Genomic DNA, 15,100 nt, shown 5'->3' on the forward strand with positions numbered 1-15,100 from the left:
GAAGCGGTCGTTCGTGTTTTCACGCATGGCTCGCGTGTATGTTGTATTCAACGGTTTTTTTCCCATTGGTCATTACTCATCGCCAAGCGAAAGCCTAGATGAGACAGGGAAGTCATAGGATCTGTGCCCTGCCTGGCACTGGTTCGAAAACTCGTGCAGTAGCTGTCACTACAAAGAAAAGATCCACCTCGGATTACACGCTGTGGTGCATTGGCCGTCACTCCAAGTTCGAGGTCATAGCTGTCGGAAGGCCCCATCGGATTTACTGCAGCTTCACCCGCCGGTTGATGCTTGAGCCCGACTATAAACGCGTCAGCACGATACCAATCGGCGACCCATTGCCAAACATTCCCAGACATATCGTAGAGCCCGTAGGCGTTAGCTCGGTAACTGCCTACTGGCTTGGTGCCAATTTTGAATTTATTACTGGCTCCGGTCACGGGAAACGGCTGTATCTCATCCCAGGTGTTAGCCATCTTTTCCCCACCGGGCGAGAAGTCATTCCCCCACGCATAATTGGCTTGTTCGAGTCCGCCTCTTGCGGCGTATTCCCATTCAGCCTCGGTCAGCAGGCGCTTGTGCGCCCATGCTGCGTAGGCCTGCACATCTTCACGTGAAACCTGAACAACAGGATGGGTTTCTTTGCCCTGGATTGTACTGTCCGGCCCCAGTGGGTGGCGCCAGTCAGCCCCCGGGACAAATACCCACCACTGGCTGAAATCATCGAGTCTCACGGGCCTCTCTGTGCCGACAAAAACCAATGCGCCAGGCACCATGTCGCGGTCATCCGGCTCAGGAGTCCCGGGCGGTAGCTGAACTTTCAGATCTTCCCACTTGGGTTTGCGTTCGGCGGTGGTGACGTAATGAGTTTCAGCAATGAAACGGGCGAAATCGGCGTTGGTGACGTCATAGCGGTCGACCCAATACCCATCGAGTCGAACCTTGTGCGCCGGCCTCTCGTTTGGACGAGCCTGCTTATGATCACTCCCCATCAAAAATTCGCCGGCAGGAAGCCAGACCATTTCCAGGGGGCCATTTTTTCCATCACCCAGCGTCAAAGGCGCAGGACCGCGAATGTGCTGATACACCACAAACGCCAGACAAGCCGACACGATCCCGACGCAGACAATGGCGATACCAACACGCCGTTTCCTGATTAGCATTTGTGCTCCTCTTGATCTCAATCTGCGGCCATTGCTGAACCTTCCGGGAATCAAGGTCAGGTATAGACACCATTATTCCAAAGTCAACGGCCACTCAAGCTAACGATGAGATGGACTGGCGAGAGAGAAATACGGTCTACACTCGGCACTTGGGGTTACGGGGTGGTTACAGGAGCAGGCCATGACCAATACGTACTGGACTCAATCAATATGGCTACACCAGAGGCTCGGTGCGGGGCTGGCTTTTGCCATGTTTACGCTCTCTTGCGCGCATGCAGCGATACAGGAAGTCAACGGCACGCCCGGCTCACCCAGCGCGACCACGACCATCGATGGGAGATATCTCCCTAATCCTCCAGCGGCTTTCGGCGGTGTCATCAACCTGGACGCCGCGAACTCCACGCCCTACTGGTCGCCGACCGTCGTCCCCCCCAAAGACGCGCCCAATGTGTTGTTGATCATCACCGACGATGTCGGCTTCGGCGCGTCCAGCACGTTCGGCGGTATCATCCCGACGCCGGCCATGGATCGCGTCGCGGCAGCCGGGTTGCGTTTCACGCAATTCAATTCAACGGCATTGTGCTCCCCGACGCGCGCCGCTTTGATTACCGGGCGCAATCACCATTCCGTCGGCTTCGGTGTCATCTCGGAAATTTCAACCGGATACCCCGGTTACAACAGCGTCATCACCAAAGACAAGGTAACCATTGGCAAAATCCTCAAAGACAACGGCTATGCAACGTCGTGGTTTGGCAAAAACCACAACACGCCGTCATTCCAGATCAGTCAGGCCGGTCCGTTTGATCAATGGCCCACTGGTATGGGCTTTGACTATTTTTTCGGTTTCATGGGTGGCGAAACCAGCCAATGGCAACCGGGCAACCTGATGCGCAACACCACGCCAATCCATCCTTACGTCGGTAAACCAGGTTGGAACCTTATCACCGCGATGGCGGATGATGCCGTCGCCTATGTCAATGAACTGAACGCGCTCGATCCGAAAAAGCCGTTCTTTCTTTACTATGCCCCTGGCGGCGCTCACGCGCCGCATCACCCGACGCCCGAATGGATTGACAAATTCAAGGGCAAATTTGACATGGGTTGGAATGCCGCGCGCGACCAGATTTTCGCCAATCAGAAGCGCCTCGGCGTTATCCCGCAGGAAGCCAAGCTCACGGCGTGGCCGGACTCTCTGAAGAAATGGGACGAACTGTCGGCAGACGAGAAAAAATTGTATACCCACCAAATGGAAGTCTACGCGGCCTATCTCGCGTACACCGACCATGAAATCGGCCGGGTGATCCAGGCGATTGATGACATGGGCAAGCTCGACAACACGCTGGTTATCTACATCAGTGGCGACAATGGCAGTAGCGCAGAAGGCACCCCTAACGGCACATCGAACGAAATGACCACCTTCAACGGAATCGACGTGCCGGTCGCCGACCAGATGAAGTATCTAGACGCTTGGGGTTCGGACCAGACCTATCCGCACATGGCAGTGGGCTGGACCTGGGCCATGGATACCCCCTTCAAGTGGACCAAGCAAATTGCATCGCACTTTGGCGGCACCCGTCAGGGTATGGCCATTTCCTGGCCGAACCGGATCAAGGATGCCGGCGGCATCCGTAACCAGTTCCACCACGTCATTGATATCGAGCCGACGATCCTTGAAGCCACCGGCATTGATGCACCGCTCCAAGTAGACGGCATTGCGCAAAAACCTATCGAAGGCACGAGCTTGGTTTACCTCTTCGACAAGCAGAATTCCGAGAAGCCCTCTACCCGCACCACACAGTATTTCGAGATGTTTGGATTACGCGCGCTTTATCACGAGGGCTGGATGGCATCGACGACGCCCTACCGCGCACCTTGGGACCTCACCGCTCAACCACCCAAGGACATCGTCAATGGCGTCAAATGGGAGCTGTACAACATTAGCAAGGACTGGACGCAGAACGACGATATCGCCGCCTCCAACCCGGCAAAACTCAAGGAACTACAGGATCTGTTCTGGGTGGAAGCGAATAAGTATCAAGTGTTGCCGCTCGACGCTTCCGGCTTTACGCGCGTCATCGCGCAAAGGCCGAGCATCGTGGCCGGACGCACCGAGTTCGATTATTTGTCGCCAGTGACCGGCATTCTTTCAGGCAACGAGCCCAACCTGTTGAACAAGTCCTACGTCATTACCGCTGATGTCACGGTTCCGGAAAATGGCGGCGAGGGTCTGCTCGTGACCGACGGCGGCCGCTTTGGCGGTTACGCCCTCTACATCCTGAAAGGCAAGCCGGTTTTCAACTACAACCTTGAAGGCGTTGCACGATTCCGTTGGGAAGGGTCCGAGACACTCACTCCTGGAAAGCACAGCATCAGCTTTGAGTTTAAATACGCCGGACCGGGATTCGGAAAAGGCGGTACTGGCCTGCTCTCGGTAGATGGCAAGCAACTGGCTAGCCACACGATCCCCAACAGCGTTCCATTTATATTTGGAGTGGATGAAAGTTTCGATGTCGGTTCCGACACGGGTACTCCCGTCGATGACAAGGACTATCAGGTGCCGTTCACGTTCAACGGCTCGCTGCACAAACTCACCGTCAAGCTCGAACCATCGCAGTTGAATGTCACCCAAAAGGAGGCAGCCCAAAATAAGGTCGGCAACAAAGACTAGGAAAAAACTAGCGGGTCAACTCGCACGAGACGATCCGCGATTTACCAGCGACAGCCTCCTTAATGCAACCACCGGATTGATTGCGCCTAAACAGAAAACTGTTCTACTTTCCTGAGCGTCCGGGTCGATTACAAACCTTCACAACAGGCAATATTCGGCCAAAAAGCAGCCAGATGCAGGCACTCAAGAGGGACCATTAGCAACTAAAAGCAGTCGTTTTTGGAGGTCAGCTAGACGCGAACAGCTCGCATCGGCAACGCATTCGCAACAGCAACTCATCCAAAAACCAACTTCTCGCCCCGCACGTGCACCTCTGCCGGGTTACCGATATCAGGCCATTGGCGGAACTCTAGTTTGGAGGCGAGCGTTGCCAGGCAATCTCGCCATTTCTGCGCATCGGCGGGGTCGACCATGTATAGGATGCACATTGAAACGCCTATTTGTCTTGCAGATGCGCATAGCTATCAACGAAACGCTTAAATTTGTGTTCACCACAAGTGTAAGCTTCATACTTCGCGGGTAGAGCCTCACTCACGCAGGTTGGCACTGGTTCAACAACCGCATCGAAATCCAAATCAATAAAGAAAGGTATTGAATAACGCTCTAGACCACTAGTATTTATGACGCGATGCATTGTCGAGGTGTAGCGATCGTTGGTCAGGGTTTGAACCAGGTCACCAATGTTGACGATAAAAGTGCCTTCAACTGGTGGGGCGGTAACCCACTCTCCTGCACGGTTCCTGACTTGCAAACCGCCAACTGCATCTTGGGACAGGACCGTCAAGAAACCATAGTCCGTGTGTGCCCCAATACCGATCTCCTCTTGCGAGATCCTTCCGATCTGGGGCGGATAACGCAAAATTCGCTGAATCGTGATGGGCTTGCGCTGAAGACGTTCAAAGTAATCTTGTGGTAAACCCAAGCTCAGCGCGATCCCGCCAATGAGTGTTCGCGCTAGCGCCAATATAGAGGAATGGTAATCTTCGGCAACCTTCTCAAATTGCGGCAGTACAGACGGCATTTGATTAGGACCAAAAAATGGAGAAACCTCATCGTAATGCGCTCCGCAATCAAAACACTCTTTGAAATCGCGGGTATTGGCAGGGTCGACGTTTTCCGCGTACATCGGTATATAACCACGTAGCGTGAGCCCGGAATTCACGACATTAAGTTTGTTCTTCTCCTCATAAGGAAGTTTGAAAAAACGTTTGGTAAGCGCATACATCTCGTCTATTAATTGCTGGTCAATGCCATGGTTTTTTATATAAAAAAACCCCACTTTTTCGCATGCATCACCTATTTGGCTTGCCACCTTCAGCGGATTTTCGCCGTTTATGAGCGGCGATATATCTATGACTGGAATTTCAGTGAAAGCTGTTTGTTTGCTAGCCAGACGAATATCCAATAACTCTGTCACCTATGCTCTCCTTTCCGAAATATCAATTAGGCAGAAGATCAAGAAAGCACGACTGTGCCCTCTTCAATCCCACTGAATCACACCTGAACCATCATCTTTCACGTCCACCTCAACGCGTGCGGTTTGCCGCTGCGCGCACTTTCATCACGCCGCGGGCACTGACCGCTCAATGCGATGGACGACAGGCGCTGACGAGCCGAATCAGTCTTGGTTTTGACGGATCTTAATCCTGGTTTTTTGGACACGCAAGCAAAATGTACATCTATGTCATCATTCGTTGACACAGATGTACATTTGTCCTGATTTTAAGTCACCGAGCCTGATGAAGCCCACTTTGGAGCGCACCATGATGTCCAGCGATCCCTTGCTGCAACCCTGTAAAATCAAGAATCTGACCCTCAGAAACCGGATCATGACCACCTCCCATGTATCGGCCTATCCTGTGGACGGCATGCCCAAGGATCTCTATCGCGCCTACCACGTGGAGCGCGCCAAAGCCGGTGTCGCCCTGACCATGACTGCCGGTTCCGCGGCGGTATCCCGAGACAGCCCGCCGGTGTTCAACAATGTGCTGGCCTACAAGGACGAAGTGGTCGGATGCTTGAAGGACCTGACCGATGAATGCCACGAACATGGCGCGGCAGTGATGATCCAGTTGACCCACCTGGGCCGCCGTACCCGCTGGGACAAGGCCGATTGGTTGCCGGTGGTGTCGCCGTCACACCGCCGCGAGGCGTCGGTGGTCGGTACCGGCTCTGCCGGGCTGGATTACTTGAGTGCTTTGTTCTCTATCAGGCAATTGCCACCATCGATCACCAGCAACTCCCCGGTAATGTAACTGGACTCAGGTGAGGCCAGGAACGTAACGGCAGCAGCCACTTCTTCCGGGCGACCCGCCCTGCCAACCGGAACATACTTCGCTGCATTCTCTTCCTCTGGAGTGCTTGACCCTGTGGCGATCCAGCCAGGCGCGACCGAGTTCACAGTGATTCCATAGCGCGCAACCTCAAGGGCCAGGCTCATGTTCATACCCACCATTCCGGCTTTGGCCGCAGCATAAGCCGCCTCTCCTGGATTACCTGCCCGAGTGCCAGTCGTGGAACTGACGTTGACGATACGGCCGTAGTGTCTGTTGCGCATCCCCGGCAAAACTCCACGGGTCAGCAGAAAGGCGGTTGTCAGATTTCGAGCGATTGAAAGATTCCAGCTCTCGACACTCATGTCCGCCAGATCGGCAAAAGGCTCCGGATGACCTTGGGCGGCCATGCCGGCATTGTTCACCAGAATATCGATTCGCCCCCATACCGATTCGGCCCAAGTGGCAAGTTCAAGGACTTGATCCTCTTTACTCAAGTCCGCCTCACGACCTTGCGCTTCAAATCCTGCGGCACGTAACTCCTCCACCCGATCATGGATGCGAGCGCTGCTGCCTGTGACGATCAACCTCACACCCAGGTTGCCCAGACGCTTCGCAATCGCAATCGCAAGGCCAATGCCTCGCTCACTACCGGCACCACTGACAAGCGCTACCTGACCACTCCAGTGCGCAATCATCGCGCGTGCTCCTATCGTCCGGGGGTTAGCCCCTGAGTCCATGGAAAACTGAGGGGAAAGAGATACTCAACATACAACTCACATCCAGATATCTGGCGATACAGGCGCTGATCCTGTTGGTAGGTACTGCGTCCTCATAGAAGATCCAGGCTGAATCATAGACGCATCAGGTACGCAGGGATGCATACCTCCAGCAAGCATCGGAACCTACGATGGCGATTGTTCGGAGCATGGCTGCAAACAGGTGATGATTGGGTGCTGAATGCCCTCGCAGAGTGCTTATACCAGGCGTAGGATTGATGCGATGACTGCTAATTACGCGTGTTGGAAGGTGACTTCCAACCCATTCTGCATCACGCGCAAACGCAAGACATATACCGCCGCACTGTAAGGCCGCGCGCCCCTTCGCAGTACAAGGGCCGTGTTCTCACAACAACAAAAGCGAGGTGAAAGCATGTCTGGTAATCGTGGTGTCGTGTATCTCGGCGCAGGCAAGGTCGAGGTGCAGACCATCCCCTATCCGAAAATGGAAGACCCGCGCGGCAAGCGCATTGACCATGGCGTGATCTTGCGCGTGGTTTCGACCAATATCTGCGGCTCCGACCAGCATATGGTGCGTGGCCGGACCACGGCCCAGGTCGGGCTGGTGCTTGGCCATGAGATCACCGGCGAGGTGATCGAGAGGGGCCGTGACGTGGAAAACGTGCAGATCGGTGACCTGGTCTCGGTGCCGTTCAACGTTGCCTGCGGCCGTTGTCGCAGTTGCAAGGAACAGCACACCGGCGTCTGCCTGACGGTCAACCCGGCACGCCCCGGCGGTGCCTATGGCTATGTGGACATGGGCGACTGGGTTGGCGGCCAGGCCGAATACGTGCTGGTGCCGTATGCCGACTTCAACCTGCTGAAGCTGCCCGACCGCGACAAGGCCATGGAGAAAATCCGCGACCTGACCTGCCTCTCCGATATCCTGCCGACCGGCTACCACGGCGCCGTGACCGCTGGCGTTGGCCCTGGCAGCACGGTGTACATCGCCGGTGCCGGTTCGGTCGGACTGGCTGCTGCCGCCTCCGCCCGTCTGCTGGGTGCGGCGGTGGTGATCGTCGGTGACGTCAATCCGCTACGTCTGGCGCATGCCAAGGCCCAGGGCTTCGAGATCGCCGACCTGACCCAGGACACTCCGCTGCACGAGCAAATCGCCAACCTGCTCGGTGAGCCGGAAGTCGATTGTGCGGTCGATGCGGTCGGCTTCGAAGCCCGCGGCCACGGCCATGACGGCGCGCAGCACGAGGCCCCGGCCGACGTGCTCAACGCGCTGATGGGCGTGGTGCGGGTCGCCGGCAGTATCGGTATCCCCGGTCTGTATGTCACCGAAGACCCGGGCGCGGTCAACAAAGCCGCCAAGCATGGCAGCCTGAACATCCGTTTCGGCCTCGGCTGGGCCAAGTCCCACAGCTTCCACACCGGCCAGACCCCGACGATGAAGTACAACCGTCAGCTGATGCAGGCGATCATGTGGGACCGGATCAACATTGCCGAGGTCGTCGGCGTGCAGGTGATCAGCCTGGACGACGCGCCGCGCGGTTACCACGAGTTCGATGCCGGGGTGCCGAAGAAATTCGTCATGGATCCGCACAAGCTGTTTAGCGCGGCCTAAGGAGCAGGTTGGGAAAAGGGCAGCTTTGAGCTGCCCTTTTTTTTGGTTTTTCACGCAATCCCGGGGAACACATATAGCGAAATATCTGTAGGAGCTGCCGAAGGTTCGGGCCGCGTTCGGACGATCTTTTTGATCTTAATCTTCAGCAATCTCCAGATCGCAAAAGCAAGATCAAAAGATCGCAGCCTGCGGCAGCTCACAGGGGAGCGCGTGCCTCGCGGTGCTGTTGCGGTGCACGCCCCCTCGTGAGGCCGAGCGCAGGTTCTGCGCAGTGGGCAACCCGGCATGGATGCCGGGTTAGCCGCGTACGGCCATGGATGGCCGATCGCGGCGGGCCCTGTAGGAGCGAGCTTGCTCGCGAAAAACCTGAGAGCACCGCGGGGTGTCAGGCTCCCCGCTTCATCGTTGACCTCCATCGCGAGCAATCGAGCGTCGACCGGCTGCTCCTACAGGCCGGGCGGCGTTCCGTTTTTCCAAGTGACCCGCCGTAAGGGCGGAACCAATAGTGGCCGTTACCGCAACAATGGATATGTACACCAGGAAGAAAATGCTCGGCCGTAAGGTCGCCATCGCTGGCAAGTCGGATCGCCGCACCGCAGCTTCTACAGGTATCGGTGTTCCCCGGCATTCCGTGAAGTACCTTTTTAGGGCCGTGATCATCCAGGAAACCAGCCACCCATTGATTACTTCATACACTCAAGTACGTTCACACCTTCGCTTTAATCGCATACAGCCCCCCGATAATCACCAACGCTGCGCCGACAACCACCCAGGTATCAGGGCGCTCGGCAAAGACGATCACACCAATCAAAGTGGCAAAGACCAGAAGCGCATAGTTGAAAGGCTGCAGGGTAGAAGCGGTCGCGTATTTCAGTGCTTGAATGAGGAGAATCTGAGCGACTACTCCCGTCAATGACAGGATCCCCATCAAGAGGCCCTGGACCGGAGTCGGAGAAACCCATGCCGGCAGCCCCACAAATGTGATCGTCAGGGCACCCACACTTGCCATAAAAAGCATGTTCGTCGCAAAGGAATCGTGCTGGCTAATTCGGCGCGTCAGTACATTGAACACTGCAAAGCCCAGAGCAGACAGCAGGGGAATCAGCGCTGCGAGTTCAAAGACGCCCGCGCCTGGTCGCAGGATGATCAGTGTCCCGGTGAACCCTATGGCAGCCGCGATCCAGCGTCGTAGCCCGACAAACTCTCCCAGCAGCCCCCCCGCCAATGCCAGAGTCATCAGAGGGAATACCGCATAGAGAGCGTGCATTTCAGCCAGGCCTAAATAACGCAGCCCGACTCCGAACAGTACTATTTCACCCACGGCTAACAGCGCTCGAATGATCTGGAGCCAAGGATGCTTGCTCCGAAACTGTTCCTTGACCCTGCCTTGGTAGGCGGCGTATCCGAGGGCAAAAACGACAAACACCCAATAACGCACCATGACCAACTGGGCAACCGGGAAGTCTTTGACAAGCACCTTGGTTATTCCGTCCTGGCTCGCAAAGATAAGCATTGAAAGCAGGCATAGAAAAATCCCGAGTTGGGGCCTTGCGACACCAGCAGGTCCAGCGGCAACGGTGGGCGTCGTTAAGTACGCCGTGTTTTTTGTTTGATCGCTCTTCAATCGCAACTCGGTCATGCCCTCCTCCTTAAAATTATTGCGACAGCCCGTTTTTTACTTCACCAGCCGTGTTTCTCTCGAAGGCCGGTAACCAAAATACGAGCTGTAGCATTTGCTGAAATGGCTCGGTGAAACAAAGCCGCATGCGACCAGCACATCAACCTGAGACAGCTCTGTGTGCTGAAGTAATCTCCGTGCTTCGGTAATGCGCAATTCCAGGTAATACCGTTGCGGCGTGGTACCCAGTTGCTCTTTGAACAAGCGCTCTATTTGTCGACGCGAACGTCCGCCATAGACCGCCAGTTGGTCCATTTGCAACGGTTCTTCCAGGTTGGCGTCCATCAGTTTGACCACCTCTTTGAGGGGGGCGCTCAACGAGATGTTCTGTGTCGGTTTGATACGCCGATACCGCGACTCTTCGAAAGACAGAATGTCTTCGATGCCCTCGACCAGCGCCTTGCCATGCAGCCCTTTGATCCACTCCAGAGCCATATGAAAAGCACCCGCCGGACTCGAAGCCGTGAGCCGGTCTCGATCCATGACAAATGCTTCACTGGTGACATGCGTGACTTTTGAAATTTCTGCGAGCGCAGGTCGGTGTTCGGGATGAATCGCACAACGATACCCCTCAAGCAAACCTGACACGCCCAAAAACCACGCCCCATTCCACAGCCCGGCCAGGGTGATACCCTGTTCCGATGCTGTTTTAAGGATGCTGATCAGCTCGTGATTGACTTTGAGTTCGGTACGATAGCCGCCGCATATGACCAGCAAATTGAGGTCTTTGAGTGCTGCCATGTCCAGACGCGCATCCGGTCGAATGACCAGGCCAAGGTCGCTGGTAACCTCTCCGTCCTGCAACCCGAAGGTTCGTGAAGAGAACAACGCTGGACGCAAAAGGTTGGCAGTGACAATCGTATCGAGCGCTTGCGTAAATGCAGGCAACGAGAAGTGCTCGAGCAGTAAGAATCCTGCCCGGGCATGAGCCGTCGGCTCTCTCCGAGTCTCTTCCACATAGCGCAGGTTTTTACCTTTCATACACCCGCTGAAATCTCGTCGTTCGATCACCTTACGCCTCGCTTCTTTACACTGACGAACGCAGCCTTTGTACAAACCACGGTTGAATCCGCGCTGCGAAGAATCAACCGCTGGCGCCGTGACCGAACTGTTTATGCGAGCTGGAACCCATGGGCCAGAGGGTCTTTGTCATCGACGAAAATAGTGTTGTGACCTGTCACCTCAGCCCAGCCACTGACACTTGGATTCATGCCGTCGAAGGTTCCGACCTTTACCGACGCCTCCACCTTTCCTTCGTAGATCGTACCGATCAGACTTTCAAGTCGGTAAATATCACCGACGTTCAGCTGCCCCTTTGCGAAGAGCTGAGCCATCCGTGCCGAGGTACCGGTACCGCCGGGAGAACGATCAATGGCTTTGTCACCGTAGAACACTGCACAGCGGCCATGCACGGTTCTGCTCTGTGGTTTGTCACACCAGATGATGTGATGAACACCACTGATTCTGTTGTTCTCTGGATGCACAGGGTCACAAATGGCCGAGAGCGCTGTGCGCAGCTTCTGGCTCAGCCCCACGATGTCAGCCGTCGTCTGCCCTTCGAATCCAGTCCAGCACGCCTGTGGTTCGACCACCGCATAGAAATTCCCGCCGTAGGCGATGTCCACCGTAAACGAACCAACGCCGGGAACTTCCACCACTACATCAGCGCTGTGCAGGTAGCTGGCGACGTTGAACAAGCGAATCGACTCAACGAACTCGCCGCCCAGGGTGTATTCGACATCGACCCGTCCCGCCGGTGTTTCAATCGCCAGTTTTCCCGGCTCACGAGGTGTCACCAAGCCCTCTTCAATGACAACGGTCGATAATCCGATGGTGCCCGCTCCACACATCGGCAGGCAGCCGCTGACTTCGATAAACAGCGCACCGAAGTCGCAGTCATCACGTACCGATGGATAAATAATGACACCAGACATGATGTCGTGTCCCCGAGGCTCGAACATCAATGCGGTGCGTACCCAGTCGTGGTCACGCACGAAAATATCGCGACGTTCGGCCATCGATACGGAGGGCATCAGCGGTGCTCCGCCCGCTACAACCCGAACCGGGTTGCCACACGCGTGCGAATCAATGCAAAAAAAGCTGCGTCTCATACTGATGCCCTTTCAAAGGAGTTTGCTGGGGGAGTGACGCTGCAACGCGCCCCGTGACAATCGATCCAGCAGCAGCGCAATAGCGACAATGGCCAAACCTGCTCGCAGCCCCAAGCCCATCTCCATCCTGGAAAGGCCTCGGGTCACTTCAGCCCCCAAACCGCCCGCCCCCACCAGACCGGCCAGCACCACCATCGCCAGCGACATGAGGATGCATTGGTTCAGGCCTACCAACAGCGTGGGTGCGGCAGTCGGCAGTTCGATTTTGAACAGAATGTCTTTAGGTGAAGCACCGGACGCCTGGCCCAACTCAAGGAGATCCTTGGGCAACTGCCTGAAGGCAAGGGTCGTCAATCTGAGCATCGGCGGGATGCCGTAAACAATCGTTGCGATGATCGCGGGCACCCGTCCCAAACTGAACAGCATCACTGCGGGGATCAGGTAAACCCAGGGCGGCACGGTTTGCATGATGTTCAGAATCGGCAGCAACGCTTCATCTACACGCTTCACCCGGGCCGCCAGAACCCCCAGCGGGAAAGCGATGGACACCGAGATCAGGACGGCCACACTGACGAGCGCGATCGTCTGGATGGACGCGACCCAAAGGCCAGCGAACAAACAGAAAGCCAACATCACCGCAGCGAAAACAGCGACCCGCTTATTGGCAAAAAAGAACGCCGCGACGACGACAATACCGATGAATAAATACGGATGGGGAGCAAGCAGCGCTCCCTCCACTGCACCGAGTACCGCCTCAACGACCTGACTGATCCCTTTGAACAAACCATGTAAATTCGTGTTCAGCCAATCAACGGCAGGCGCCAGGTAATCGCCTGGAGAAAATTGAATGTGCGTTGTCATTGAGAAGCCCCCACCCGCGACTGTGCAGCGCTCTGCGCCAGACGATCCAGAATCATGGTCAGAATGACGATTGCGATGGCTGCATTGATCGACTTGGCGATATCCAACGTACGGATGGAACCGTAAATCGCCTCGCCCAAACCGCCCGAACCTACAATGCCTGCAATGACAACCATGCCGAAGGCCATCATCAGGCTTTGATTAACGCCGGCCATGATGCTGGGCATGGCGAACGGTAAGCGGATCTTGAAAAACATCTGCATACCCGTCACGCCGCTGGCATCTCCCAACTCGATGAACTCCTTGGGCGTCATGCGAATACCCAGGGAGGTCAGTCGTAGCGCAGGGGGAAGCGCGACGATAAAAGTCGCCAACAGCGCCGTGGCAGGGCCGTAGCCGAGCAGTGCAATGGCCGGTAGCAGGTAGATGTAGGGCGGCATCGTCTGGATCAAATCCAGACAAGGATCAACCACACGATCAAAGGCCGGCGCCAGGCCCGCGACGACTCCCAGCGGAATGGCGACCGCCAGTGCCAACACGGTAGCGGTGAGCACCAGTGCAAGCGTACTGACTGTCTCCGGCCACAACCCGATGAGGTCGCACAGCAACAATGCCAGACCTGAGAGAATCGCGAAGCGAACGCCAGCCACACGCCAGCCAATCAACGCCAGGACAATCGCCACGACGTAATGCGCTGGATAAGCGATACACCACAGCACGCCTTCGTAAATGCCATTGAGCACCGCATTGACGGCATCGAACACGAACTCGCCATTATCTGAAAGCCATTCCAACCCCGTATCAATGGATGCATCGAACTGACTGGAAAAATCCGGCGTGCTCATGCGGACGCCTCCATCGCATTGGCAGTTGCTACGGGCGCCAATTCATTGGGAATACCTTGCACGCCCCGCAGCAGATCACGCGGGGTAATGATCCCGATCACTGTGCCGTTATCGACGACGGCGAGCGCGTCACGCTCGGACTTCATCGTCAATCCGATAAGTTCATCGATATCAGCGTCAAGCGAGGTTTTGGTCAGCCTGGAGATGTCGCATGTCGGGTGTGCAGCCTTGTAGGCCTGGACCGACGTCATGACCGAGTGAGCCTTCACCAGATGCAGTCGGGAAATGCCGGCGACGAATTCCGCCACGTAGTCGTCAGCCGGGTTGAGCACGATTTCCTCGGCGGTGCCAACCTGAATGATGGCGCCATCCTTCATGATCGCAATGCGGTCACCGATGCGGATGGCCTCGTCCAGGTCGTGTGTAATAAACACCGCGGACTTGCCCAGCTCCTTGGTCAGCTGGCGGAACTCATCCTGCAACTGTCGGCGAATCAGCGGATCAAGCGCGCTGAACGGCTCATCCATCAAGATTATTTCCGGGTCGGCAGTGAGTGCACGCGCCAGTCCGACCCGTTGTTGCATGCCGCCGGACAGCTCGCTCGGATAGCGTGAAGTCCACTCGCTCAATCCAACCTTCGCCAGCGCCTGCTCGGCCACTTTGTAACGTTCAGCCTTGCCCACACCCTGCACTTCCAGGCCAAACGCGGTGTTCTCAAGCACCGTACGGTTAGGCAGCAAGGCAACGCTTTGAAAGACCATACCGATGTGACGCGCCCTCACCTCTCGCAGTTGTGCCGGCGACAAGGATGAAACGTCCTTGCCTTTGACCAGCACCTTCCCCGAGCTCGGGGTGATCAGCTTGTTCAGCAACCGTATAAGGGTGGACTTGCCACTGCCGGACAAACCCATGATGCAAAAGATTTCCCCCCGGCGAACCTGGAGACTGACATCGGAAACCCCGACCACACAGCCATAGTTTTGCAGGATCCGGGTCTTTGAAAGACCCTGCCGGACAACCGCATCCATGGCTGTCGGTGCATTTTTACCGAAGATCTTCCAAACCGACTGGCAATCCACCAGCACTTCGTCAGTATTAATTGTGGCCATCGTCATTTCGCAATCCATCGAACCAGTTGTTTGCTGGTTT

11 protein-coding genes and 1 pseudogene are annotated in these 15,100 nt (G+C 56.0%); 3 read left to right on the forward strand and 9 right to left on the reverse strand.

What is annotated here, in order from left to right; translation table 11 throughout:
• Positions 1-47 precede the first annotated feature (47 nt).
• The gene (locus ACM6IK_RS14170; RefSeq protein ID WP_414874835.1) at positions 48-1,163 is read right to left on the reverse strand and encodes a formylglycine-generating enzyme family protein; all 1,116 of its coding nucleotides are present in this window, start codon (positions 1,161-1,163) and stop codon (positions 48-50) included.
• Positions 1,164-1,344: 181 nt separating this feature from the next.
• On the opposite strand from ACM6IK_RS14170, the gene ACM6IK_RS14175 reads away from it, so the two are divergent.
• Entirely contained in the window at positions 1,345-3,831 is a 2,487-nt protein-coding gene (locus ACM6IK_RS14175; RefSeq protein WP_414874836.1) for an arylsulfatase, read from the forward strand.
• A 436-nt stretch (positions 3,832-4,267) separates the two neighbouring features.
• Here the strand turns inward: ACM6IK_RS14175 and ACM6IK_RS14180 are convergent, their stop codons facing one another.
• Complete coding sequence (locus ACM6IK_RS14180) at positions 4,268-5,248, reverse strand: isopenicillin N synthase family dioxygenase (protein WP_414874837.1); 981 nt, start codon at positions 5,246-5,248, stop codon at positions 4,268-4,270.
• Positions 5,249-5,597: 349 nt separating this feature from the next.
• Between ACM6IK_RS14180 and ACM6IK_RS14185 the strand changes: the two are divergent.
• A pseudogene (locus tag ACM6IK_RS14185) lies at positions 5,598-5,987 on the forward strand (N-methylproline demethylase); the annotation flags it as partial.
• A gap of 29 nt (positions 5,988-6,016) precedes the next feature.
• Here ACM6IK_RS14185 and ACM6IK_RS14190 read toward each other — a convergent pair.
• Entirely contained in the window at positions 6,017-6,802 is a 786-nt protein-coding gene (locus ACM6IK_RS14190; protein ID WP_414874838.1) for an SDR family NAD(P)-dependent oxidoreductase, read from the reverse strand.
• A 454-nt stretch (positions 6,803-7,256) separates the two neighbouring features.
• Between ACM6IK_RS14190 and fdhA the strand changes: the two genes are divergently transcribed.
• A complete protein-coding gene (gene fdhA / locus ACM6IK_RS14195; RefSeq protein ID WP_414874839.1) occupies positions 7,257-8,456 on the forward strand; it encodes a formaldehyde dehydrogenase, glutathione-independent in 1,200 nt (399 codons plus the stop codon).
• A 706-nt stretch (positions 8,457-9,162) separates the two neighbouring features.
• Here fdhA and ACM6IK_RS14200 read toward each other — a convergent pair.
• The 6 genes from ACM6IK_RS14200 to ACM6IK_RS14225 all read right to left on the reverse strand — a co-directional run bounded on the left by ACM6IK_RS14200 (position 9,163) and on the right by ACM6IK_RS14225 (position 15,066).
• The gene (locus ACM6IK_RS14200) at positions 9,163-10,095 is read right to left on the reverse strand and encodes a DMT family transporter (RefSeq protein WP_414874840.1); all 933 of its coding nucleotides are present in this window, start codon (positions 10,093-10,095) and stop codon (positions 9,163-9,165) included.
• Between the two features lie 36 nt (positions 10,096-10,131).
• Complete coding sequence (locus tag ACM6IK_RS14205; protein ID WP_414874841.1) at positions 10,132-11,145, reverse strand: GlxA family transcriptional regulator; 1,014 nt, start codon at positions 11,143-11,145, stop codon at positions 10,132-10,134.
• A 101-nt stretch (positions 11,146-11,246) separates the two neighbouring features.
• Positions 11,247-12,245: a 4-hydroxyproline epimerase gene (locus ACM6IK_RS14210; RefSeq protein WP_414874842.1), complete on the reverse strand. Its 999-nt coding sequence runs from the start codon at positions 12,243-12,245 to the stop codon at positions 11,247-11,249.
• 12 nt (positions 12,246-12,257) lie between these two features.
• Positions 12,258-13,106, reverse strand: coding sequence for an ABC transporter permease (locus tag ACM6IK_RS14215; protein WP_414874843.1), 849 nt, complete (start codon positions 13,104-13,106; stop codon positions 12,258-12,260).
• Entirely contained in the window at positions 13,103-13,951 is an 849-nt protein-coding gene (locus tag ACM6IK_RS14220) for an ABC transporter permease (protein ID WP_414874844.1), read from the reverse strand. Before ACM6IK_RS14220 ends, ACM6IK_RS14215 begins: the two co-directional genes overlap by 4 nt.
• Positions 13,948-15,066 (reverse strand): quaternary amine ABC transporter ATP-binding protein, encoded by a 1,119-nt coding sequence (locus tag ACM6IK_RS14225; RefSeq protein WP_414874845.1) that lies wholly within the window; start codon positions 15,064-15,066, stop codon positions 13,948-13,950. The genes ACM6IK_RS14220 and ACM6IK_RS14225 overlap by 4 nt, the downstream gene beginning before the upstream one ends.
• Between the last annotated feature and the right edge of the window lie 34 nt (positions 15,067-15,100).

The sequence above is a fragment of the Pseudomonas sp. IT-196MI5 genome, from assembly GCF_949767415.1.
In the GTDB taxonomy this organism is placed as follows: Bacteria; Pseudomonadota; Gammaproteobacteria; order Pseudomonadales; family Pseudomonadaceae; genus Aquipseudomonas.

What these genes read in the sequence shown, in the direction of transcription:
- ACM6IK_RS14215 (WP_414874843.1), bottom strand. Translation starts at nt 13,106, where the DNA reads ATGACAACGCACATTCAATTTTCTCCAGGCGATTACCTGGCGCCTGCC.
- ACM6IK_RS14170 (WP_414874835.1), bottom strand. Translation starts at nt 1,163, where the DNA reads ATGCTAATCAGGAAACGGCGTGTTGGTATCGCCATTGTCTGCGTCGGG.
- ACM6IK_RS14175 (WP_414874836.1), top strand. Translation starts at nt 1,345, where the DNA reads ATGACCAATACGTACTGGACTCAATCAATATGGCTACACCAGAGGCTC.
- ACM6IK_RS14200 (WP_414874840.1), bottom strand. Translation starts at nt 10,095, where the DNA reads ATGACCGAGTTGCGATTGAAGAGCGATCAAACAAAAAACACGGCGTAC.
- ACM6IK_RS14210 (WP_414874842.1), bottom strand. Translation starts at nt 12,245, where the DNA reads ATGAGACGCAGCTTTTTTTGCATTGATTCGCACGCGTGTGGCAACCCG.
- ACM6IK_RS14220 (WP_414874844.1), bottom strand. Translation starts at nt 13,951, where the DNA reads ATGAGCACGCCGGATTTTTCCAGTCAGTTCGATGCATCCATTGATACG.
- ACM6IK_RS14225 (WP_414874845.1), bottom strand. Translation starts at nt 15,066, where the DNA reads ATGACGATGGCCACAATTAATACTGACGAAGTGCTGGTGGATTGCCAG.
- ACM6IK_RS14190 (WP_414874838.1), bottom strand. Translation starts at nt 6,802, where the DNA reads ATGATTGCGCACTGGAGTGGTCAGGTAGCGCTTGTCAGTGGTGCCGGT.
- fdhA (WP_414874839.1), top strand. Translation starts at nt 7,257, where the DNA reads ATGTCTGGTAATCGTGGTGTCGTGTATCTCGGCGCAGGCAAGGTCGAG.